The 23,387-nt window shown below is 38.3% G+C and carries 24 protein-coding genes and 1 pseudogene; 2 read left to right on the forward strand and 23 right to left on the reverse strand.

The window, feature by feature from the left end:
* Position 1 precedes the first annotated feature (1 nt).
* The 22 genes from GOM47_RS06390 to GOM47_RS06495 form a co-directional block, all read right to left on the reverse strand.
* Positions 2–874 (reverse strand): hypothetical protein, encoded by an 873-nt coding sequence (locus tag GOM47_RS06390; RefSeq protein WP_235080229.1) that lies wholly within the window; start codon positions 872–874, stop codon positions 2–4.
* Positions 867–1,106 (reverse strand): hypothetical protein, encoded by a 240-nt coding sequence (locus GOM47_RS06395; protein WP_084911299.1) that lies wholly within the window; start codon positions 1,104–1,106, stop codon positions 867–869. The genes GOM47_RS06390 and GOM47_RS06395 overlap by 8 nt, the downstream gene beginning before the upstream one ends.
* A 10-nt stretch (positions 1,107–1,116) precedes the next feature.
* The gene (locus GOM47_RS06400) at positions 1,117–1,773 is read right to left on the reverse strand and encodes a hypothetical protein (protein WP_125838274.1); all 657 of its coding nucleotides are present in this window, start codon (positions 1,771–1,773) and stop codon (positions 1,117–1,119) included.
* 12 nt (positions 1,774–1,785) lie between these two features.
* The gene (locus GOM47_RS06405) at positions 1,786–4,491 is read right to left on the reverse strand and encodes a phage tail tip lysozyme (RefSeq protein WP_235080230.1); all 2,706 of its coding nucleotides are present in this window, start codon (positions 4,489–4,491) and stop codon (positions 1,786–1,788) included.
* 10 nt (positions 4,492–4,501) lie between these two features.
* Complete coding sequence (locus tag GOM47_RS06410) at positions 4,502–6,865, reverse strand: VirB4-like conjugal transfer ATPase, CD1110 family (protein WP_235080231.1); 2,364 nt, start codon at positions 6,863–6,865, stop codon at positions 4,502–4,504.
* A complete protein-coding gene (locus GOM47_RS06415; RefSeq protein ID WP_235080232.1) occupies positions 6,807–7,181 on the reverse strand; it encodes a hypothetical protein in 375 nt (124 codons plus the stop codon). Before GOM47_RS06415 ends, GOM47_RS06410 begins: the two co-directional genes overlap by 59 nt.
* Before the next feature lie 56 nt (positions 7,182–7,237).
* Complete coding sequence (locus GOM47_RS06420) at positions 7,238–7,987, reverse strand: conjugal transfer protein TrbL (RefSeq protein ID WP_235080233.1); 750 nt, start codon at positions 7,985–7,987, stop codon at positions 7,238–7,240.
* 9 nt (positions 7,988–7,996) lie between these two features.
* Positions 7,997–8,224 (reverse strand): hypothetical protein, encoded by a 228-nt coding sequence (locus tag GOM47_RS06425; protein WP_050137760.1) that lies wholly within the window; start codon positions 8,222–8,224, stop codon positions 7,997–7,999.
* Positions 8,225–8,310: 86 nt separating this feature from the next.
* On the reverse strand, positions 8,311–8,727 hold the full coding sequence (locus GOM47_RS06430; protein ID WP_235080234.1) for a hypothetical protein: 417 nt from the start codon (positions 8,725–8,727) through the stop codon (positions 8,311–8,313).
* A gap of 71 nt (positions 8,728–8,798) precedes the next feature.
* Positions 8,799–13,103 (reverse strand): SspB-related isopeptide-forming adhesin, encoded by a 4,305-nt coding sequence (locus GOM47_RS06435; protein ID WP_235080235.1) that lies wholly within the window; start codon positions 13,101–13,103, stop codon positions 8,799–8,801.
* Between the two features lie 143 nt (positions 13,104–13,246).
* Entirely contained in the window at positions 13,247–15,844 is a 2,598-nt protein-coding gene (locus GOM47_RS06440; protein ID WP_235080236.1) for an SEC10/PgrA surface exclusion domain-containing protein, read from the reverse strand.
* Between the two features lie 253 nt (positions 15,845–16,097).
* The gene (locus tag GOM47_RS06445; protein ID WP_084946241.1) at positions 16,098–16,415 is read right to left on the reverse strand and encodes a hypothetical protein; all 318 of its coding nucleotides are present in this window, start codon (positions 16,413–16,415) and stop codon (positions 16,098–16,100) included.
* 439 nt (positions 16,416–16,854) lie between these two features.
* The gene (locus GOM47_RS06450) at positions 16,855–17,121 is read right to left on the reverse strand and encodes a thiopurine S-methyltransferase (RefSeq protein ID WP_235080237.1); all 267 of its coding nucleotides are present in this window, start codon (positions 17,119–17,121) and stop codon (positions 16,855–16,857) included.
* Positions 17,122–17,143: 22 nt separating this feature from the next.
* A complete protein-coding gene (locus GOM47_RS06455; RefSeq protein WP_235080238.1) occupies positions 17,144–17,293 on the reverse strand; it encodes a hypothetical protein in 150 nt (49 codons plus the stop codon).
* Entirely contained in the window at positions 17,287–18,429 is a 1,143-nt protein-coding gene (locus GOM47_RS06460; protein WP_235080239.1) for a replication initiator protein A, read from the reverse strand. The genes GOM47_RS06455 and GOM47_RS06460 overlap by 7 nt, the downstream gene beginning before the upstream one ends.
* Positions 18,429–18,611, reverse strand: a complete 183-nt coding sequence (locus GOM47_RS06465) for a hypothetical protein (RefSeq protein ID WP_235080240.1) — start codon at positions 18,609–18,611, stop codon at positions 18,429–18,431. Before GOM47_RS06465 ends, GOM47_RS06460 begins: the two co-directional genes overlap by 1 nt.
* Before the next feature lie 34 nt (positions 18,612–18,645).
* Positions 18,646–19,317 carry a DUF2786 domain-containing protein gene (locus GOM47_RS06470; RefSeq protein WP_061419181.1) on the reverse strand — a complete coding sequence of 224 codons (672 nt, stop codon included), beginning with the start codon at positions 19,315–19,317 and terminating at the stop codon, positions 18,646–18,648.
* A 1-nt stretch (position 19,318) separates the two neighbouring features.
* Positions 19,319–19,780, reverse strand: a complete 462-nt coding sequence (locus tag GOM47_RS06475) for a hypothetical protein (protein ID WP_235080241.1) — start codon at positions 19,778–19,780, stop codon at positions 19,319–19,321.
* Between the two features lie 121 nt (positions 19,781–19,901).
* Positions 19,902–20,249 carry a fluoride efflux transporter CrcB gene (gene crcB / locus GOM47_RS06480; protein ID WP_125838292.1) on the reverse strand — a complete coding sequence of 116 codons (348 nt, stop codon included), beginning with the start codon at positions 20,247–20,249 and terminating at the stop codon, positions 19,902–19,904.
* On the reverse strand, positions 20,243–20,617 hold the full coding sequence (crcB, locus tag GOM47_RS06485) for a fluoride efflux transporter CrcB (protein ID WP_125838294.1): 375 nt from the start codon (positions 20,615–20,617) through the stop codon (positions 20,243–20,245). The genes crcB (GOM47_RS06480) and crcB (GOM47_RS06485) overlap by 7 nt, the downstream gene beginning before the upstream one ends.
* A complete protein-coding gene (locus tag GOM47_RS06490) occupies positions 20,614–20,880 on the reverse strand; it encodes a chorismate mutase (RefSeq protein ID WP_235080242.1) in 267 nt (88 codons plus the stop codon). The genes crcB (GOM47_RS06485) and GOM47_RS06490 overlap by 4 nt, the downstream gene beginning before the upstream one ends.
* Positions 20,881–20,996: 116 nt before the next feature.
* A complete protein-coding gene (locus GOM47_RS06495) occupies positions 20,997–21,440 on the reverse strand; it encodes a flavodoxin (protein WP_001162125.1) in 444 nt (147 codons plus the stop codon).
* Between the two features lie 103 nt (positions 21,441–21,543).
* On the opposite strand from GOM47_RS06495, the gene GOM47_RS06500 reads away from it, so the two are divergent.
* Positions 21,544–22,479, forward strand: a complete 936-nt coding sequence (locus GOM47_RS06500; RefSeq protein WP_235080243.1) for a DHH family phosphoesterase — start codon at positions 21,544–21,546, stop codon at positions 22,477–22,479.
* Positions 22,480–22,574: 95 nt separating this feature from the next.
* The gene (locus GOM47_RS06505; RefSeq protein ID WP_000710762.1) at positions 22,575–22,817 is read left to right on the forward strand and encodes a type B 50S ribosomal protein L31; all 243 of its coding nucleotides are present in this window, start codon (positions 22,575–22,577) and stop codon (positions 22,815–22,817) included.
* Between the two features lie 103 nt (positions 22,818–22,920).
* On the opposite strand, the pseudogene GOM47_RS06510 reads toward GOM47_RS06505, so the two are convergent.
* Positions 22,921–23,229: pseudogene (locus tag GOM47_RS06510) on the reverse strand (tyrosine-type recombinase/integrase); the annotation flags it as partial.
* Between the last annotated feature and the right edge of the window lie 158 nt (positions 23,230–23,387).

A 23,387-nucleotide genomic window follows, 5' to 3' on the forward strand; every position in this document is an offset into this window, starting at 1 on the left:
TTTAGCTCACCTCTTCAATTTTGAAATAAAGATCTTTCAATTGAGTGGCTTGAGATTTTTTAGTCAAAATCTGTTGTTGCAACTCATCGATCCTATTTTGGCACTGGGCAATTTCCTCGTTTGCTTCTTTGATAAAATCTTCGTTAGATTTGATTTTATTTTTAATAGATTGCTTATAAGTAATCGTCTGAGCCTCAAAGCTATCAATAACCTCTGAAGGTAAATTTACTGTAGTCGCATGAGAAAGAGAGAAAGAAGATTCAACCTTTTGATCAGGAATCATTTTATTCTCTTTCTGAGTAAATGTTTCAACAACCGGCGATACTTCTTCTGTAGCTGCATCCTGTGTATTTTCATCTTGTGAAGGTTCTACTTGTTCTTCCTCATTTTCATCTAATCTACTGAAATGATCTGTAGTCCATTCACTAGAAGAATAGTTAATTTTATCTTCCAAAGGCACTTCCTTTCCAACCTGATCTTGAGGCTTCTGAGAAACTAGCTCAGCAATTCTTTGTCGAGCCATATCAGCCTCTTCCTTTAACGTTAGATTCTCTAATTCAGGATCTGGTTCTGGTATGCCTTGTGAGGACTTCTTTTCTTTATGTTTTGCCAAAAAATGAAGAAAACCTCTTTTTTTCTTCCCAACACTCATACCAAAATTTTCCAGCAACTGATCAATAATTCCAACAAAAGGTATTTCAAGTCTCTCTTCTTGTAGGATTTCACCCTCAGTATTGAGAGAATAGAGTAGATAGATTCCGTTTATTTTATTACTCTTCATTCGTTCGTTGATGATTTCTAGCTTTGAAAACAGCTCGTCTCGATGCTCAAATGTTTCCTCTTGTTTAGTCAGTTGATTGATAATTTTATACATGGTTCACTCCTTGGTTACTTGATTGTGCTGGAAGGATTAGATCCTTCATTTCCTGATAAGATAGCCCACTTTCTTCCGAAAGGGCAACGAAAAGTTGAGCCTCCACATCTCTTTCCTGGACTGTGTAGTTCTTGATTTTGTCAGTCGCTTCTTCTTTTTGTCGTTGCGCTTTCGCCTTGTCCCTTCTGATTTTTTCAAGTTTATTTTCAAGTTGATTTATTCTCTTGTTCATTCAATTCTCCTTATCGGCTACTACTGGATGAGGTCGTTTGTTCAGCAGAGGAAACTGAAGTCGAACTTGAACTGCTAGTATCTGAATAAGTTCCTATACTTTGCCCCTTTGCTTCAGTCAAGACGATCGGCTCAATTTTATTAATCAATAGCTTCCCTGATTGCTCCACATAGGTCAACCGAATTGTAGCCTTAGTGGTACCAGTAAGCCCCTTAGAATCTCGATTATCTTTTTCTGTTAAGGTTGTACTAGTATATTTAATCTGAGCTAAAGCAACTTTATGTGTTTTATCAATGTAGATAGAGCCTGATTCATAAGATTGGTCAACCACATACCCCTTATAGGTTTGATTGACTGGCTTTTGTTCTTCTTGAACGGTTTCCTGATACATAGAATCAGTCATAAAAGGCTTATATCGTGGACGATTCTCTTCTAAATCCTTTTTAGTATAGTAAGCAATTAGAAAGTCCTCGACCTGCTGTTCAGTAAGAGATAGTTGTTCCTGTTGTTTCTCTTCTGGTTTTTGCTTCGCCTCTTCCTGAACTTGACTATTCTGTCTCAAATTCTGTTGTACTTGAGCAATAGAATAGCCCAGGACAATACATAAAATAGCAGCGACCCCGATGAGAAGTCTCTTGACCATTTTGATTAACTTTTGATTATACATTCTTTTCCTTTCTTATTTAGGGGTAACAAAATAGATGCCTGATTGTGGTGTCAAGGTACGCCAAGTCGTTACATATAAACCACCAAAGTTCATTTCTGACATTAAGAAGCTACCATCACTATTAACGTACTCACAGAATCCAACGTGACCATAGATTGGTGATGCTCCAGCTACACCATTCATGAATACAACTGCAGAACCTGGTTTAGGAGTCGTTGAAATTTCATATCCTTGAGCTTGACCACTGTCAACCCACTGATTGGCATTACCTAAATACGGATAAATTCCAATCCCAATCTGAGCAAAGCGATTGTAGACGTACCAAGTACAATTGCCTAGTTCATAAGCATTACCTGAATAACCTTGGCCTTCTAAAATTGCTTGATCTGTAGGTAGTCCATAAGGGAGCTTATCTTTATACTCTGCTGGGACTTGTTGACTAGAAATACCTGTTGAACCTCCTCCTTTGTTTTTTAAGAAATTCAACCATTGACGAGCCGCAGATTGCCGTTCTAAGAGCTTGTTCCCTGGAACTCCCAACCAAGCATTTAAAAAGTCCTCTGAAAGGGCTTCTACGGATCCAGTTGAGGTTACAATTCTTCTAAAGGCTGCCCGTCTAGTCGGATCATCTTCTTCTAGCAGAAATTTTGTTTGAACTTCTGCAGACCAAATATCTCCATTCACAGCTTTTGCAAAATTCCACAATGCAAGAGCACGAGGACCAGTAAATTGACCAATCCCAATCCCGATATAGTGCAATCCATTGACCAGATAACCTCTTTCGTTTAAAGGTAAGGTAGGATACATAGCTTGAAAGGCTCCCCAATTGCCAACTAGATTTTCTGCAGTAGGCTCTTTAGCAACCTTATCAAACTGATTATTGGTTAGGTAGTCCGTTTCATATCGTTTAAAAGTGATGGAGCTCTCAATATCAAATCCTCCCAAAACAGTTGCAATCCCTTCATCAGTTGCTTCGGGTATATTCTTTTTGATTGCATCCGCAAAAGCTCTTGCACGTTTTCCCTTCTCTCCAGATGTTTCAATACTGCTAACAACAGACGTTGCTTGTGTGTACTCTACACGCTGGAAGTAAAAACCGACATTGACATAGGTCCAACTCTTTTCAACATTACCATCTTTGTCTTTCTTATTTGATCGATCAGGTTCTAGCTTTTGATAATAGACTGTTTGATTTCCTTCAGCAGCCACCTTTCCGATAATATCCCCAGACTTAACATGGTCTCCTGTTTTGTAACGAATCGTATCTACGTTCTTATACAGAAACTTAGAGTCTTGATCACTAATTTCTAGGTCATTCCCATTTACTTCGACTTTTCCATCTAAAACGGCTAATAGAGTCTGACCACCTGAGGCCTGCAGAACAGAACCATTAAAAATTTCCGTCCTAGTTTTATACCCAAACCGCTCAATAATTTGAAGTGGAGTTTGCGATTCAGGCTGATCTTCTGTATAAAATGGATTATCTAGCTCTTGTAGCAACATATATTTTCCGCTATCTCGAGCAATTTCTAATAGTTCTTTATACTCTTCTAACTCATCCTCACTCAACTTGTAGAGGTCATTTTTAGTATAAAGATCTTCCATTGTTTTAAGATTATCTTTATCCCCATTCAAATTCTTCCATAAGGTATCTAAGTAAAGCTTCCCTCGATTATTTTGCGAAAAATACTTGTTCCCGTCTATACGAAGTTTATCTGAAATATCATCATACTTATAATTCAAGTACAAAAGCGGATCATCAATTTTTGTCCAATAATCTACCTTATCATTAGATTTTTCACGATCCAATTTTGAAAGATACAACCAGGTATCATTCATATCAAACTCATCTTGACGGGTAATTCCTGAACTACCAATACCAAGAATTGCCAGAAACAAAAGCAAACCAAAAGAAATCAGATACGCCTTTAAGCTAAATGGATTTTTGATAATGCTTCTAATCGGTTTAGAACCTACACGGTAGACCTTCCTGGCCTTCTTGGCAGCTTTCCCAGCTTTAGAAGCGGCCAAACGTTTCTTATAGTCCTGGATACGACGTGATAGCCGTCCTTCCCAGGAAAACTCTCTTGGAGTTCGGGTGAAACCTCTCCCCTTAGCTTTATTATAGAATCTATTTCCTAGACTATAGCTTGATTTAACTACTCCTTGGCCAATCTTACCGCTATATTTCCCAATCGTTTTGGTACGTTTCCCTTGAATCTGAATATCCTGATACCGATATTTAGCACGTGCTAAATCTGATAGCGTATCATCCTGATGCGCTGCAGAACTAGCTTGTTGACTCGCAGAACGTTCTAAAGCCTGTTTAGTAGCACGATAAAACTTCTTCTTACGTGAACCACCATTAGCCTCTTGAGCAACTTTGAAGACTTTTTTAGAAACTCTCTTCTCTAGTTTTGCCTTATCCAGTTCTTTCTTGAGTGACGCTAACTTTTTAGCACCTTCTGGAGTTAATGATTTTCCTTGTTTCTGTAAACTTTTATATGCCTTTTTAAGAGATTTTACCTTGGCCTTTGAAGCTCTAAATTGTTTACGACTCTTCTTCACTATATGGCGCTTAGAACGTGTTTGTTCTTTTAGCTCCTTCATTTGCTTAGCACTATCTTGTTGAACAGTTCGGTAATTATTCCGAACCGTCTCCAGTTTTTGATCTAACTTATGACCGATTGTGTTTGGTCTGCCTTGATCCTGATTCATAATGAGACTCCTAAGCGTCTGTTGCGACTAAGTTATATAACTTAGTATTCTTAGGTATTGGATTCTCAAATGGCACTACAACTGGCCCTGCTACTATTAAGCCAGTACCTTTAGCTTTTGGTCGAGCCAAGTAGCGAATCTGTTTGTCAGTCAGATTGACAATCTCCTTTAAGATAGCCAAATCCTGGGGCTTTTGTTTGAGCAAAATCATGAACTCGCTATTTGAAAGCAACTTCCGACCTTCTTCAACAGCAGCCAGCGTTTCTACGTTCTGGGTAATTCCTGTTGGAATCGCACCGTATTTCCGAATCCGTGAATACAATGTAGTAAAGAAATCCGCTTGTGCCTTGTTTTTAAATAAAATCTGCATCTCATCAAAGTAAACCCAAGTAGTACATTTTCCTTGATTTTCTACAATTTGATTCCAGATATAATCCTGAATAACCATCAAAGCGAATGGCTTCAATTTGTGAGACAACTTCTTCAAATTAAAGATAACAAAGCGATGATTGAGATCCACGTTGGTACTGTGAGCAAAAATATCTTGAGAACCAGTTGTATAGGTTTCCACTGCCAAAGCTAAATCTTGAGCTTCTGGCTCTGGTTGTTCCTTCAATACCTGGTGCCACTCTTTTAACGTTGGTGTAAAATTCTCTGTCAAATATCGCTCATAAGTCGCACCTGTTACCCGGTCAATAATCCCAATCTGTGCATCTGTCACCTCAGATAGAATTGATTCAAACAATCCCATCAATAAGTTTGCCTTATCTCCAATCGGATCGTCATCCTCATCGTCCAAACGATCTAGATCCGGCAGATCTAAAAGATTGATATGTGTTTTAGATCCAATCGAAATATCCACCATCTGAGCACCGAAAGCACGGCCAATATCAGAATATTCATCTTCGGGATCCACAATGATTACTCGATCTTCTGGATATTTCAGCAAAGTCGGAATGACTTCTCCACCCTTGATAGTAGTAGACTTACCAGATCCAGAGGAACCAAGCACGACACCTGAACCCGTATTCAGATCACGTTTTCGATCTAGTGTAATGATATTGTTTGATAACTGATTTTGGCCATAGTAGCGGGCAAGTGAGCTGTCAGACTTCAAATCCACGTTAGTAAAAGGGACTTGCGTAGCAATATTAGCTGTAGTCATCTTTCTCATGAAATTCTTCTTCACATTTACGAAGCACTCACCGATAGGTAAAATTGTATTTAGAGCCTCTTCCTGGTAATAATAGAGATCTTCAAATTCTACCCCTAACTTCCGGCCAGCACGCTTAATCTTTTGTTCATTACGTTGTAGTTCCTCCTGGTCATCTGCCTTAAAATACACCGCAATAAAGCCAGAGAAGATTTTCTGATCATACTCAGTAATCTCATCTCGCCACTTCTTAGTAGCTTCTGAGATTTCTTGGTCACGACCAGCAACGACCGCATCATCAAAGATACCAGATTGAGCAGCCTTACGTTTAGAACGTAATTTCCCAATTTCAGCATCTGTTTCTGCATCATCAATCTTCTCTAAGATTTCAACATTCTCATAGGGTTCTGCATGGATCGTAATAGCTAGCTCCAGCCCCAGTGTCGTCAAATCTCGAATAAGACGATCAGACATCCAGTTAGGATAGCGACGTGCATAGAGCACCTTGCACCAACGATCATCTATAACCATCCGTTTTTCCTGGAATTCAATCCGGTTTGGAGCAATAAATGATTTCGTTGACAGACCAGATAAAGCAATTTCTTTGTAATCAAAATTGACATACGGGTTATCTCGTAACAGTTCAGAAAAGACCTTTAGACGATCCAAACCATTCATTTCCTTAAATGTAATATCAGATTCCTGAAATTGCGTTCCCAGGGAAACTCCAATATCTTGTAGTAACAACTGAGCCTGTTTTCGGTCGTCAGCGTTCGTTGAAATGGTCACATACTTATGTACCTCGAAGTTGTTAGCATGTGTTGTAAATCGCTCCTTAATCATCTCATTTAGCTCCTCACGATAGTCATCGTAGCCATCGTTTGTTTCTTCAAACAAGATATTCTGCAAGGAGTTATCCGATACTCGACGGTTGATTACTAAGAGTTGATAGTTACTACCTTCATCCAGTGAGTTGAGAGCATCCATCGTTGTATCGATGATACTCTCTTTTTCATCTTGTTGAGCTGTCGAGTAAGAAGCATCTCCCAACATAAAGCTCCGAGAATACTTCTCACGTGCAATGTGCATCAATCCGTCTTCATGTAGTAGTGTATAATTGATAGTATTTTGTGTCGTAGGTTTCATCTGACGACGCAAGCGTTCAATTTTTTTCTTTTCTGCTTTTTCTAGTTTTTCTCTTTTGCTTTTGAATAAACTCATCTTTCGTATACATTCCTACCTTTCTAAATTCTGTCTCATAGGTTCTTTGTTGGATCCGGAAAAAGAAATCGATTTTTTCTTTAATCCGCATTCGCTTGGTCATGCCTGTACCGTACATTGCCCCAGGAACTACAAATAGAGCATCCCAAAGATAAATGTACCAATCAGGTAAACCAAAGAAATATATCGTAATTGTCCCTGAGACAGCTATTATCAAACATACGTAGAGAACAATCATTCTACCTGTTAATCCAAATAAAATTGGTCTGTCCTCGGTTTCAAATTCTCTTAAAAATTCTGATCCAATTTTTTTCAATTATTTTCCTTTCATACAAAATCACATTGATCAATTCTAATTTTTCTAGACATGGATTACACTCCTAAAAGTTGCTTAGCTTTTCGACTGGTTCCAACAAGTGTAAAGATGTATATAACACCTTTAGCGATTGAAGCCAATGCTGTTCCCCAACTTCCACTAGATCCTGCCGCAACTTTTAACATATCTGTAGTGACTAAACCGTTATATACAACAGATACCACAATTAGAACAACTCCAATAAAGGCAGAAGCAGCAAAGTATTTCAGGAAGTTAATCGTAACAGAGCGTAAGGAATCCATCATAAAGAACGTCACTAATAATGGAGCCAAGGCTTTGAGCATATACAAATCTAAATATCGTAAGAAGATGATGATTCCCAGCGTAATATTAGCAATAAATTCAGTTAAACCGCCAACTAGACCAAAAATCAGTTTTTCAAACCAGCCTTTGACCGCCCCTTGCGCATATTGATATTTATCAAGTTGTGAGGGTACTACATGGGCAATTACCTTCACGACAATATTAAGCAATTCCAGAATGGCATCACAAATTTGGGATGAGGCCGAAATCAAGATGAAAGCAAATAAATACTTCATCAATGCCTCTAGCCAAATCTTCTGCGTTAGCGCACCTCCCCTCGACTTGACCATTTGTGACCATGATGCCATTTCAAACCAGAAAAAAAGACCTAAAAGGATATACCCAATAGGTCGGACAGCATTGGCCATCATGGTTACAGCTTGGTTAGTATCAAAACTGTAACTGGAAAGAGAGCTAGTCAACTCTCTAATATCTAAATTCATAGGCTACTCCTAAAATTTTAGCTGTGATAATGCTGCAACGATTGCGGCTGCAATCCCCGCAGAAGCTACGGCCAGAAATGCACCATTAATCATAGAATCAGAACCATCATCTTGCCTTTGCTTATCTTTGTTCTTTCTTCCTTGAATATAATCGACCGCACCATTCCAGATCCAGATAAGACCTGTAATTGTTCCAACAACACCTAGACCAGTAATAATTTTTGTAATAATTTCCATTTTGATTTTACCTCTTTTAATTTTATTTATAATAAAAAGCACTGTAGAAATTACCTACAGTGCTTAGCACGGTTCTATTTTTATAGTTAATCAAATTCTTCACGATAAATCGTCCGAATAGTAGCTACCAGAAGAGCAAGTACAATCATAATAGGAACCTCAATATGTGGATATGGAATGAAATTAGTTCCGCCTACAGGAATTGGAAATTCACGAACTTCGCCATCAATCCAAGCACGTTGAACAAAGCCCATAACATGAATTCCATACCACCGAAAAACATCATCTCCTACTGAAGGACTGACCCAATGTAAGATATCAATCAAAAGCCAGAATGGCAAAAACATAGCTAACCCAACACAGCATTTAGATACAATCCAAAATATAATAACTCCAAAAACTGATTTTACGAAATTAATACACCAAAGAATGATATAAAAGGGAGCCGTAAAAATTCTAATAATAGCTACCCATAACCAGGAAAAATCACTCCCAAATTTCATAATCCTACTCCTCCACGATTTATCATTATTATACCATAAAAATAGCTTATTTTAAAGATTCCTAGAGTATTCTAAGCCTCTTTTTTCTTGCGCTTGCTGTAGAGCAATCCTGCAGCAGCACCCCCCATTGCCAGACCAGCTAACAGCAATTCTGCAGAGGCCTGCTCACCTGTAGATGGCAGGCTTCGTTCTGGTTGTTGCGGATGTTCTTCAGGAGTTTTTGGCTCTTCTGGAGTATGAGTCACAACCGTATTGGAAACAACTTCCACACCGTTAACTGTATGATAGTAAGTATTTTCTACTGTTCCTGACTGAATGCGTGTCATTTGTAGATATACTTCTGCTTGAAACTCTGATGTCTCTAAAATTGACTTCAAGAAAGCATCATCAAAGCTAATATCTACTTTACCTTTAGCCTTGTCTACCACTTGACTGGTAAACTTAGTTAATTCATCACCAGCTTTAAATTTTTGACCGTCACTTGTTTCAAAATCTACAGCAGCAAATACCTTGTAAACACTCTGATAATCATCATGTGTCTCATCGTAATCATCGCTAAATTTATACTCAAATAGCTGTTCTGAGCGATCTTTTGGTATCAAGGAACCAACTAATTTATAATTAAATGTTTGATTCAGTTTTACCTCTTTTCCATCCAAGCTTTCTTTGCTTAGATGGTCGATTACAACATCTTTCTTTGGTTCAATCTTTGGAACATTATTGACTACTGTTTCAGTCACATAGGCCATCCCAAAATCAATTTGGTAGGCTGTATTCTCATACTTACCACCTGTCTGACCCAATTCCTTCTTAACAGTCATTGGATTAGTAATCGTCAGAACTTCTCCAGTTTGAACGTAGGTCTTGTAGAATTCCTCTGGATTCTCCGCCTCAAATACTTGAATCGCTCCTTTAGGGGTAAATCCTTGTTTTTTCAAAGATTCTTGAACTCCTACTGGAGCTTTGTCTAGACTTTCATATATAGTAGCTCTCAACCCCTTAACTACTTGACCTTTAGAATCAGTCACTTGAACACCATCTTGATTGATCGTAACAGCTTCTTCTGGGTAATCATCAACGATATAGAAGCCTTTGCCAATACGATCTTTATCTACTTCAATGCCCTTGTATTGGCTATAATCTGCCGTTACCTTGTAGTAGTTGACAGAGCCTGACAAGACCTGTTTCCCATCGATGTTAACACCTTCCTTGTTAAGATTCTTTTTGGTTGGTTTAACAGTAGGAACATTATTTACAACTGTATCAGTTTGATAGCCATTACCGAAATCAACTTGGTAAGCCGTATTCTCAAATGATTTTCCTGTATTTCGCAATTCTTCCTTAGTTACCATTGGATCAATAATTGTAACAGATTTTCCTGCCTTGATATATTTGTTAAAATAGGCTTCTGGATCATCCACTAAAAATACTTGGAAAGCTCCCTTAGGCTTAATTTCAGAACTTTCTAGAAAAGCTTTAACCTTATCATTATCAACAGATTCAATAGAATCGTACTGATACACTGAAATACCAGAAACTTCTTTTCCTTCGCTATCAATATAACGAATATCTGATTTATTAATAGTCACTGCCTCTTCTGGATAATCATCAATCGCACCAAAGCCTTTTAGAATAGCAGATGGAGCTGCCTTTATCCCTTTATACTGATCATAATCCAAGGTTATACGGTAGTAATTCGTTGAACCAGCTAGAACTGTCTTTCCATCGATGATAACACCATCCTTGTTATGATTGTGTTTGAGAGGTTTGATCAAGTTGTTATTCGGATTGTCAGGATCATTCGGTTTACCTGGGGTTGTTACCTTAACAATATTTGAATAAGACTCAAATTCATTATTCAAATTCAGGCGGAAGTTGTTCTTATAGGTTGCACCATCATTCGTTACTGTACCATACACTTTAAGAACAGGTGCGGTAAATACTTTAGTTAAATCCAAATTAACTTTAGCTAAACCTTCAGACTTCAATAACCCTTTTAACTGATGTTTAGCTTTATCATAAGTTATTGTAAAATCTGAGTTTTGAGCTACAGTTTTTGCTAAATCAAGTTGATACCCTTGAGGTAAGTTATCTGTTAACTCATAAATTGTAGTTTTCTTACGATTAGCAGCAAGAGGTTTAGTTTTCAACTCCCAAACAACTTCTGATAACTTGGGTACTGACGAATTATTCACATTTGTACCTGCAGAGTTCTTAACCAACTTTTCTACAGTAGGCGTAGTTTTCAAGCGAGTGTATGTAACCTTAATTTCTCTCGGTGCGACCTCATTTGGCACAGGTTTTAAGTCTGGTGTAGGAGGTTCACTCGGAATAGGAACGTGAGGTTTATCTGGTTCATCTTTTGGTGAGGCTAATAAAGGTTTCTCCGTAGGAGGTGTCAATGGAGTCTTATCCTTCTCCTTATATTTAGGTTCTAAAGGTCTTGGTTTTGTAGATTCACTTGGTTTAAGTGGCGGTTTTGGTTCCTCTAGTTGATTAATAACAGAGCGACCACCCCATAGTTGGAACGCAAACCCTGATGAAAAGATTTCATCATCATTATCCTCTGGTTGCCCGTTAGCTCTACGCTCATCATTCCAATACTTACGGTAAGAAGCTGACTGCGACTCTGTATAGGTACTGAAAGGTTTATCTCCATAGTGTAAGTAAGTTAAGTGTTGAACAGAACCATGACCGGCACTTACAACAGAACCCTCTGGGATAGAATTGTAATCATCTACATCGGTATAGTAAGGGTCACCTGCTTTATAAAGGTTCAACCCACTTGGATCATCTTTCTTATACACGCCATCAGATTTCACACCCATCCAATAGTTTTTCCCATTGACTGTGGTTTCTTTAACAGAAGAACCTGATGGGTTGATTACAGTGCCCGTGTTACCATCTCCATAAGTATGTCTTACGGCTTGTCCAAAATCTAGGTCAGAGTAAAAAGAGACTGAACCTAAGTCGATAGGTTTACCTGTTTTCTCATCATAGTAATGAATATCCCACTCAACATTAAAGTAATTATATGGGTTGAAGTTAACTGAAGAAGTCTCCGTATCAGTTTTAACTTTATTCCACCAAACATTCAAACGAGTATAAGTTGAAGGGTTGCCTGCAATTTTATGCTCTGGTATAGGATTATTACGAGCCACAAATCTTGCAGAAATTGTTTTTCCCGTTTTTGTTTTACCAACATTATGTAAAGTGAAGGTAGAACCTTGTTTGATACCCGTAACTACATAACCACCATAGGTTCCCTTAGAATCAGAGTGACCATAGAAATCTTTATTTTCTAATCTGTCATGCTGTAAATCTTTATCGAGGGTCATAGTTGTGTTTTTATTAGCAGCTAAAACACCATCCACAACTTCCAATTCTGGATTGGCATCGAATACTGCTGTTAACTTAGAATAGTAATCCAATGAGCCACGTTTCGACTCATCAAATTCACCATAGATTGTGACACCGTTAGCACGACCTTGGACTCGTTGTGTTTGTAACTCTGCCAATTTACGTTTATATTCAGCTGAGTCTTTTTCATACTGAGCTAATTGCTCTTTGTATTTTGTTAAGTCAGCCTCAGACTTACCTTTTTCAATAGTCCACTGTTTTAAAGCTTCTTCGTAAGCTTTCTTGGCAGCTGCGTTTTCCTTATCAATAGCAGCGTCTTTATTAGCTTTTTCTTTTACTGCTTTTTCATAAGTAGACTTAGCAAGAGCGTTTTCTTGTTTGATAAGCTCATTCTCTTTTGCTACACGCTCTCTCTTATCTTTTAAGCGCTCATTCTTTTCTTGATTTTCTTTATCAATCTGAGCGTTTTTAGTAGTAGCATCTGCTAAGTCTTTCTCATACTGAGCTTTAGCTTTGTCATAAGAGTCTTGCTTTTCCTGGTTCTCAGTAGTAATCGTTTTAATCTCTTCTTTACGAGTTTCTACTTCTTTTTTGTACTTCTCAGACTCGTCTACAATAGTAGTTGCTTGCTTGTCGTAACTAGACTCAATCTCAGCAGTTTTCTTAGCTAACTCTTCTGAATTAGCAATTAAACCACCATCAACCACAGTCTCCTTAACAGTCAAGCCAGCTTTCTTTGCAGTGGATACCGCAGACTCTACCTTAGCACGATCCACAGTCACCTCAACAGAACCTGTTGATTTCCCTGCACTACCTTGATCATTTTTAGACTCCGTAGTTGGAGAATCTTGCAAAGGTTTTGCATTTGTAGCAGGATTTGGATTTACTCGTTCATCTGCTCTAACTGGACTAGTTATCAAACCCAGGGCAGCTAGACCAAGAATTACTCCACATGTTCCCCATTGTCGTGTTTTTCGGATTGATCCGAATGCTCGTGTCTCATTATTGAATTTCATGATTTCTCCTTTAACTTTTAATATAGTATTCAATATTATTCGCTTTCGATATAATTTGAAGGAGCTCTCGCCCTAAAATGTATAATTTTCATTTCTTTCTCCAATCAAAAAGTCACCAAGAAATCTTGATGACTTTAGCATGTTTAGTTTTCCTTAGATTCTCGTTTGATTTTCAACAAACTCAAAAGTGAAATAGTTACCATCCCCAAGAACCAAAGACTAGAAGTTTTTTCCCCTGTTTTAGGTAATTCGTATGTTGCAGCAGGTGCTTGATAGACTGGATTTTTCACTTCTGATGCTTGATTTTCAACTTGATCTTGCACATACTTCACAATCTTACCATTTTGAAATACTGGAATCGGATGCCCTCCAGATCGCTCAATACTAGCTTTCTGAGCAGCCAATTTTTCTTGGCGCTCGATTTCCAGTTGTGCTTCCAGATAATCACGATAAGCCGACAACAACTCTTTATGAGCCTCCAATACCTTTCTTTGACCTGCTTTCGCAGTTTCTAGTTTTGCTAGTGCTAACTCAAGAACTGATTTCTTTTCTTTCAAAACTTCTTGAGCAGCTTCTAGATTAACTTTAGCCTTTTCTAAGAGCTGAGGGGCATTCTTCAAAACTTCCACTCGCTCTTTTGATGCTTTTAAGGCTTTAGTTGATTCTGAAAGTAAGGTTTGACGATTGAGGACAAGTTCTTTAATTCGAGTAAGGTCACCTTGTTTAGCAATCAATGCCTCTTTCTCAGCAGTCAAAGCTTCATTCAGTGATTTCCTTTCAGTTTGTTTTTTAACTAGTTTATCTTTAGCTAACGCAAGTACTTCACGTTTGTTTTGTACGTCCGCATTCAACTGTTCCAAAGCCTCTTGCGCTTGTTTATTTTCTAAACCAGCTTTTTCAAGATTTTCTTCTGCCTGTTTCAATTTAGCTTTCGCTTCAGGAGTTTTTAAAGCAATATTCTGAATGGCTTTACGATTAGTCACCGCATTTTGCGCAGCAACTTCTGCTTGAGTATATTCTGTCTGTGCTTGTTTTTTTCTAGCTAGAGCATCTTTACGATTCGTTTTCGCAGTATCATAAGTATCCTGAGCTTGTGCCACAGAATTTCTAGCTACTTGAATTCTTTCCTGAAGACTAGCCAGATTGTTCTTAGTATCAACTTTAACATTTTGATGGAAATCATTTTTCAGCAAATCAATTGTTTTAGAATCTGTTCCAACATAGTGCATCGCAATCAAACCAAGATCTGTCTTTCGGGTTGCTACACCGATATATTGTAGCGTGACTGACTTACGATCTAGTCCTGCAAAGTTTAAAGCATGGCCCCAATCAGCATGTTTATCATAAAACAGCATCATAATCATGTTGTTGTATGCCTGTTGTTTCAGATCAGCTAATGTTACTACATCACCTGCATTTTGAAAGCCTATGTTTTCAGCAAGTAGGCCTTGATTCCCTTGATTCAAACCAACTTCTTTCGCAACTATATTCAAAGCATCTAGGTCATGGCCGTACTGATTAGTAGATAGTTGAGTTGCTTTCTGTGCCACTTTCTGCATATCACGATTCACTAAAACTGGAATATCATCTGTTCCCATCAATCTACGAAAATCATTGATCATATGCGCATTGAAAGCAGCAAGTTCATCTTGAACTTCAGCAGATAAATGATTGACATCAGTAATCACAGTCTTTTTATCTGCTTCACTCTGCTTAAATGGAGAAGTTGGATTGCCGTAATAAGTCTCACCACCATCTGGCGAACTAAAGCCAGCAGCAGTCATTCCTTTCTTGGCAATTTCTTGTAACTTATTTGAATTTTCTTCAGTGGGGTTATTGAAGTAAGCCTTTAAAGCTTCTACATAGCCAGCAGGATAAGTGATAGAGGTCGTTGTCAAACTATCCAGGATACTTTGAGCCTTAGATAGATTCTCTTTAGCTACTCGATACTGATTTTCAACGTTAGTAGCGTGAGTGGTTGCTTGATCTAGTTCCTCCGCTTTCACTAATCTAGTTGCTTCTGTAGTCGTTACTTCATCTTCTGCCTGTTTCAGTTTAGAAGCACGTTGATCATCTGCTTCTTTAGCGAGTAGCAAATCTTGTCGAGCTTGTGATTCGGCTTTTTCGCTCCTTTCTAAGTTTCGCTCAGCCGCTTCAGCGTTGGCAACAATGCCTGCAACTCCAGTTCCGTCTAAAATAGCCTGTTTTTCAGCTACAATTTGTTCTGCATCTGTAACTTCTTTTGTTTTGTCAGCAAGCTTTCTCGTAGCTTCTGTGACATTTGCTTCCTGATCAGTAACATTCTTTTCAGCTAGCTTTTGTTCCTCTTCAGCAGAGGACAGTTCTTCTTGAGCCTTCTTCTCAGCAGCCTCTTTTGCAGAGACATCTTCTTTTGCATCCTGGATATTTTTAGGAGTAGCTTCCTGGACAGCTTTCTCCGCTTGAGTAACAGCTTCTGTAGCTTCTTCTACTACTTTCTCTGCATCGTTTACCTCGTTTTGAGCTGTTTTTACAATCTCCTCCTGGGTTTTTACAACTGAGCTTGCCTGTTCCACATTTGCTTTGGAGATAACGATATCGGTTTCTGTAATTGTTTTTTGAGTTGCTGTCTTCTGTTGGCTCCCTGAAATTGGCTCTGCAGGCTTTACTTCTTCTGCGGAAGCCTGAGTCGTTACTCCAACCGCTGCGGTTGCAATTGCGCTAGCCAACATAAATTTCTTAACTTCATTCATCATTTCCATTTGATTTCTCCTTTTTGATATTACTTAAAATAATGCTTATTTGAATAGTCTTTTAGTTCTCGTGAGATTTTATCAGACAATTTATTTGGGATAAAAGTCATAAATACTAGAATCCCTGAGACTAAAAGAATAACTGTAAATATTAGCTGTATAGTACTCATTTATTCACCTTTTCATAACATCACCTATCTGCTTTCAGCAACAAAGAAACAGTTCTTTGCTCCCCAAAACAGATAGATGAGGACTCTATCTGTTAAATTTTACCGCTAGGTCGGTGATAACCTTTACCGGTTAGCTGTAAGATTGATTTATTTCCTTGTTTAATTCGTCTGGCAACTAAAATATCTCCACGTTTAATGGTGCGTATATCTCTATAGATTTTAGAGTATTCTGCAATCATTTCAACAGTTTGAAGTTTTCCTGCCACATATCCTTTTTTAGGAATAAGACCATACTTACTAGTTAATTTCATTTCTTCACCACTTGCAAGCCGTGCGGTTGCATCACCTTGCAAACCTAGTCGTCTTAAATCAGTGAGTGTAACCTCACTAGTTGATTTTATTTGATTCATATTGTCCTCCTTTTTGAATCAAAGGCTGATTTACAGCCATGCCGAGTTGATGCCGTAGCATCTCTACTGTGTTTTTTACGCACGATTTATAGTTTAGGAATCGCAAACTCTTTCGTCTTACGGGACAAGTCAACCGTGACTTTACATAATGCAGTCAGCACTAGATATACTTTCTAGCTACACACCGCCCCTATTCTTCTTTTTATGCCTAGACTGCGCTAATCGGGACAGTGGGGATATTCAATTTTCAAAGGTCATAAGTAGTTTTATGACTTGCTCAGGTCAAGTATTTTAGAAATATGGAGCTATCTTAATTCCAGTCTTCACCTACTAAAGAATCGTAATCTTCTCCACAACACGGACAGAATCCGCACTCCTCAGCAGAATCGAACTCTGTATCACACATTGGACAATCTACTAGCATGGTAATCTCCTATCCTTATTTTGTCTGATAGGTTATCTTCTTCACCCATCTAGGATTGATAGAAAACGGTGGAGTCGCTGATGGAAAATTCATACTCGCTCCTGTTCCAAATGAACTTGATACCAATTTTTCTAGTTCCTCTAAGTTGGAAGTGACGGAAATACTGTCTACCGTTTTATCAAAATACTCTACAATCATTTCAATCTCTTGAACTGGTTGGGAAGGTGTAGCTTTCATAGCTTGTCCTCTGTTAATTCTCTCTTGATGATTAAACAATCCCATAAAATCAATCCTCTTTCTGTTGTCATGATGAGAAAATTTGGCTGAGTTTCTCAGCTCTTTCTTTTTTCGGTAAATCAAAAACAGCTTTAGGAACCATGTAGATTTTCTCCTTCGGGCTACGACCTACCGTTAGCACTTTACCATCAATTGGTCTAAATTCATCTTTTAACATGTTTCAACTCCCTTAGACAATTCTGATAAATAGCTATTGAGTTTCGTCTCCGACAATTTATCTGGATAATAGTATGCAATCAGACCAGGGCACTCATCAGGGAATTTTCTAGCGTGCTCACTTTGTCCTGATAGCTCCATAAATCCCTGTTCTTTTTCGATAAGTAGAGCCATTTTCCAGAAGCGAATCATCATTTTGTAGAAGTAGGCTGGGACATTCTGGATTGATTTTCCTTCAGCCTCTCCTGTTTTAATTTTGAAAATCAATTTATCAAGCTCACGTTCAAGATCTTGCAGCCAAACCTCTCCATAAATTTCCTGACCGGCTAAGAGGTTGTTGTAATTCTTCTCAACTTGACGTTTCGATTGATAGATTTTATTTTCAAGAATTTTTGCATCTTTTCCAAACATACTGAGTTTCTGAACTAGTTGAGGAGAAAGAAAACCATGTTGCCCCATTTTAAATGCTTCAGAAATTGATAAACCAGATAAAGATGACTCGCCCTCGTATCGATTAGTATCGTATGAGGACTCTGTCTGACTCCTCTCTGTATTTATTCCGTCCGTTTTATGGACGTTTTGAAGTCCATTTTGTGGACGTCCGTTTTGTGGACTTCCGCTATTACCGAGGGGTTTTGGTGTTTTTTCTATATCACACTCTTTTTCATAGAGAACTTTACCAAAAGCATCTATCCTCTTTAACAACTCACCATCGATTGAATAGTGCTCCACTATTTCTAAATTAGCATCTACTAGCTGAAGATAAAGTCTGTTGGGTTTATTGAGGCCCTGCCTAACTTCTCGTAAGAGACCATGTTCTTGCAGTTCTTTCTTAATCTTGGTAACCTTCATCTTTCCCTTATCCAGTAACAACATCAAATCAGATACTGTAAAAATTAGAAAGACTGCTCCGTTCTCATCAACGTAATCTCTATTTCCCTTCTGAAAAGAACTGATACTTAATTTACAACGATTATAGAGAGCGCCATATGCTAACTTGGCATCAGATGAAAGACCAGTATAGGAACTAGTCAATTTGATGTAGCCGTTCTCATTATGTTGAATACGAGTGAAAAAGATTTCTGGAATTTGATAAAAAGTTTGTGTTGATAGTTGATCAATCGTGATATCCGCCATTAAAATCCTCCTACAACTTGTAACCTCAAACCACCAGCATCAGGAAAATAGACAAGGTGGGACTTTTCTAATTCTTCAATAGCCGCCATAGCACGCTTTCTAGTCCATCCCATCGTCTTCATCAAGTCTAAAATCATTACGTCTCTAGTCAAACTTGAGACGTTTGTTTGGTGTTGCTTCATATGTGATCCTTTCTTTAAGTAAGCCACTTTATATTCATACTTGTAGTAATTCTTCTGATAGCAAGCTAGTCTCTTTTGCGTTTTCAAAACCAGCAATATAGGCCTCATAATCAACGTCAACTTTAACATTAATGGTTCTATTATTTAAACTTCCCATGCGACGATGTTGTTCTTCCAAAACTTCTGCTGGGATTTTTACCATCAAACCAAATTCTTCTGATGATTGAGCCTGGTCCTGAAAACGTTGATCTATTCCGTTTAAGAAACCTAGTAAGTACGATTTCTTATAGTCTTTCCATCTTGCTCTTGAGACTGTAGGGAAAAGTCGTTTCAGCCGATATTTAAGGTATAAGAGCGCACCTTCGTAAACCTTGCTACAAAATTCAGCATCAGATTGATATCCAAAGAAAATTATCTGTGTGATGCCGTCTTCAGGAAGTCGTCTTCTTATCGTTTTACATCTAAAATTTTCACCTAAAATACCTGCCAACTTTTCTTGCCACCATGGAAGTCTGTATTCCCATGTTCCTATTGTTTCACCAATATCTTTTTGAGTTTTACTATTCGTTAAATCATTCATAGAAAGATTATGCTTCACCATAAGTCTTTGAGCCATCAGAAGGGCAGTCTGCCCCTCTTCATCGTTTGGTGCATCGTAAGCTAACTCTAAAAGATTTTGTATCTTCTCAATAATTTTATTATCCATATCAATCCACATGTTTATACTTTCTAGGCAAAGAACTAGCGTAATGTTTTGAATCATTGACCTTTGCATTATAAAAAATCATATTATTCCCAATAATTTCTTGCCATTTAGGAATCTCCTCACGATAAATGCGATTAAGTCCATAAAAGTTCCTTACAATAAATCTAACGGCTCCAATATGATCTCCTAAACCAACCACACACAACACATCATGTTCCATATCATATACCCAATGACTTTTTGAATTTGTCAGTATCTCCCAAGCAAATTCCCAATCTCTCTCAAGCCAATCATACCCTGGTCTGTAATAAACTTTTGTCTGACAAGATTCATCATTAAATCCATAAAAACAGTGGCTACACAGCGTTCTGTTTTTATCTACCCACCAACAAGGACCATACTTTTCATTAATGCAAGGTGTAACCCAGTTGCAAGAACATCGTCTACAAATTCCAGTTTCCACGCTTTACTCCTTCCTACCTAGACATATCCATTACAATTTCAATATTATCTGACATTTTTTCTCCCAAAATACAAAAAAGAGCTAACGGAATTTTCCGTTAACTCAATATTTTCTATTTACCTCAAAACACTAGACACTTACATAGCAGAATTCCTAAAAAAATCGCTAGAAAACCACCTATGTAGGTTAAGACTAAATAGCTATAAAATACCTTCTTGTCACTAAGTAGTCTTTGCAGCTCATCATTCAAGGTTGAAAAGGTCGTCAACCCACCACAGAAACCTGTCGCTAGGATAGCATAGACTTCCTTGGACTCCACATGGTTGTAGAGCAAGCCAATCAAAAAACAACCGAGAAGATTGGCTATGAGAGTTCCTAGGGGCAATTTCGAGGATTGATTGTATCGGGAAAAGAAATAGCGCACTAGGGCTCCAAAGCCACAGGCGATTGCAAGATAGATGATTACCATTTCTTCCTCCCTAGAATATAAGCCAATAGCAGACCTCCTCCAATACTCAAAAGCAGATAGCTAATTAAGCTAAGATAACGCCCGGTATCGAGCAATTTCACGGCATCAAGCATTAGACTAGAAAAGGTTGTCAGGCCACCACAAAATCCTGTCCCAAGCGCCAAAACCAAGCCCTTGCTGGTTCCCTTATAGGCCAGATAGCCTTTTACCAGATAGACCAGGTAGAAAATACCCAGATAGTTGACAAGGAGGGTACCCCAAGGAAAGTCTGGACTAGCTGGTAACCAAGTGGAAACCAGATAGCGGACAAGACCTCCCAACATAGCAGCCAGAAAAATCCCTAGCGGATAAAATTGTTCTTTTTTCATTTGATGTTTTGATCCTGATAATCACGCGAACGTTTGAGAATGTCTGAAAAAGTCGCAACAATGGTCTCCTGATAGCGCTTATCTTCTACTCGATTTTTGACTTTTTCAAAAATAACTTCTTCTCTCTTAGAATCTAAGATTGGTTTACCAGATGCTTTTTTATAAGCGACAACCCCTTCAACTAAATGCATTCTTTCTTCCAGGAGCTTGACGATTTGATCGTCAATTTGATCAATTTCTTGCCGAATACTATCTAAATCCATAGTGTCTCCTCCTTTATTTGAATTATTGTATCAAAAAGCCACCAAATAGGCTAGTAAAATCCCAAAATAGCTAATAAAAAACGCACCGACTCCTTCCAGTCAGCGCAGTTTGATTCTTATCCTACTTTTGCAGCCAATTCTTCTGCGAATTGTTCCAAACGTTCGATGTCTTCTTCTTCGGCAGAAAGATCAACTTTAACACACTCTGAACCTTTTTCTGCTCCTGTCGCTACAAAAACGCGATCAAAGTCATCAACAGCCTTACAAAATTCGTCGTAGAAGGTGTCACCTGAACCGACCACTCCGTAGATTTTACCATTCAAGTTGAGGTCTGCTAGGTCTTCATAGAAGTCCATCATCTCATCTGGCAATTCTCCATCTCCGTAAGTGTAAGTCGCAACGATAGCGATGTCCGCTTCCAAGAAGTCTGAAGCGTCAACAGTCGTACATTCATCAACATCGACATCCAAGCCCAAATCACGCAATTTATCTGCTACAATATCTGCAATTTCTTCGGTATTACCGGTCATACTGGCAAATACAATTTTTGCTAATGCCATATCGTCCTCCTCAATTTATCTCCCTCCATTATATCATATCTTTTTCATTTTAAAAATAAAAATTCTTGTGCTACAATGAAATGAGAAAGAATTGAGGTTACTTATGGAAATTTGCCAGCAAATTTTAGAGAAAATCAAAGAATACGATACTATTATCATTCATCGTCATATGAAACCAGACCCTGATGCCTTGGGAAGTCAGGTAGGCTTGAAAGCCTTGCTCAATCACCATTTTCCAGAAAAGACCATCAAAGCTGTTGGTTATAATGAACCGACTTTGACTTGGATGGCAGAAATGGATACTGTCCAAGATAGTGACTACCAAGGTGCTCTTGCTATTATTTGTGATACAGCGAATCGTCCGCGTATCGATGATAAACGCTATGAACAAGCTGATTTTACCATCAAAATCGATCACCATCCAAATGATGATGTTTATGGTGACCTATCTTGGGTGGATACAAGTTCAAGCAGTGCTAGTGAAATGATTACTCTATTTGCTCAAGAAAATCAGCTGGCTTTGTCTAGTGAAGCGGCACGACTTCTCTATGCAGGAATTGTCGGGGACACTGGGCGTTTTCTCTACCCGTCAACTAGTGCTCGTACCTTTAGAATAGCTGCCCAGCTCCGAGAAGTTGATTTTGACTTTGCTGGATTGTCTCGTCAAATGGATACCATGAGCTTCAAGATTGCAAAACTTCAAGGCTATGTCTATGATCACTTAGAAGTTGATGAAAATGGAGCTGCTCGCGTTCTTCTCAGTCAAGAAATCTTGAAACAGTACAATGTTACCGACGCTGAAACCGCAGCGATTGTCGGTGCACCTGGTCGAATTGATACTGTTAAGGCTTGGGCTATCTTTGTTGAACAAAATGATGGCCACTTCCGCGTTCGTATGCGCAGTAAAATCACCCCTATCAATGACATTGCCAAACAACACGACGGAGGAGGACACCCATTAGCCAGTGGCGCCAATTCCTATAGTCTAGAAGAAAACGAAATCATCTACCAAAAACTAAAAAACTTGCTTAAAAACTGATAAAATACTTGCCAAACTTTTCATAATCTGATAGACTAGTAGGGTAACAATCTATGGCTCGCAAAGAGACCATGGCAGAAAGGAAATATTGCAAAATGAAAAAAGATATCCATCCAGAATATCGCCCAGTTGTCTTCATGGACACAACTACTGGTTACAAATTCCTTAGCGGTTCAACAAAACGCTCTAACGAAACTGTTGAGTTCGAAGGCGAAACTTACCCATTGATCCGTGTGGAAATTTCATCAGACTCACACCCATTCTACACTGGACGTCAAAAGTTCACTCAAGCAGATGGACGCGTGGATCGTTTCAACAAAAAATACGGTCTCAAATAATCAACCGCATTTATTGCTTAAAAACGTTGATACAAAGCCTTTTCCAAGAAATTGGAATTGGCTTTTTTGTTTTTAATACCGTTTTTGGTACCGTCTTGGAAAACTAACCTTTTGCACTATCCAGATAATCTACAAATTTTGTGATAGCTTTCTTCTCTCCTGCTACCGTAGAATGGCTATAGATATCCAAGGTCATCTGACTACTTGCATGCCCTAACCTTTTGGCTGCATTTACAGGATCAACACCCGTTTTAATCGTCAAGGTAGCATGAGTATGTCTGAAACCATGAGGAGTTATCTTCTTCAAGCCATGTTTCCTGATAATGCGCTTCAGTATACTATTGATATAGTCCTGATATAAAGGACTCTCTACCCATGCCTCCCAGACATAATGATAAGGAGAGTCTTCCTTTCCTGATTTGTTAATCAGGAAAGGAATAAGACCTTGTTTCACATCAGCTATAAATTCCTTAACGGCTTTAACCAAAACAGGGTTGAAGCCTTTTTTTCTTGATTAAAATCTATATCTAGTATATAATCAATTTATAACGTATATATTGGAGATATATC

Source organism: Streptococcus oralis, assembly GCF_021497945.1.
Taxonomy (GTDB): domain Bacteria; phylum Bacillota; class Bacilli; order Lactobacillales; family Streptococcaceae; genus Streptococcus; species Streptococcus oralis_BR.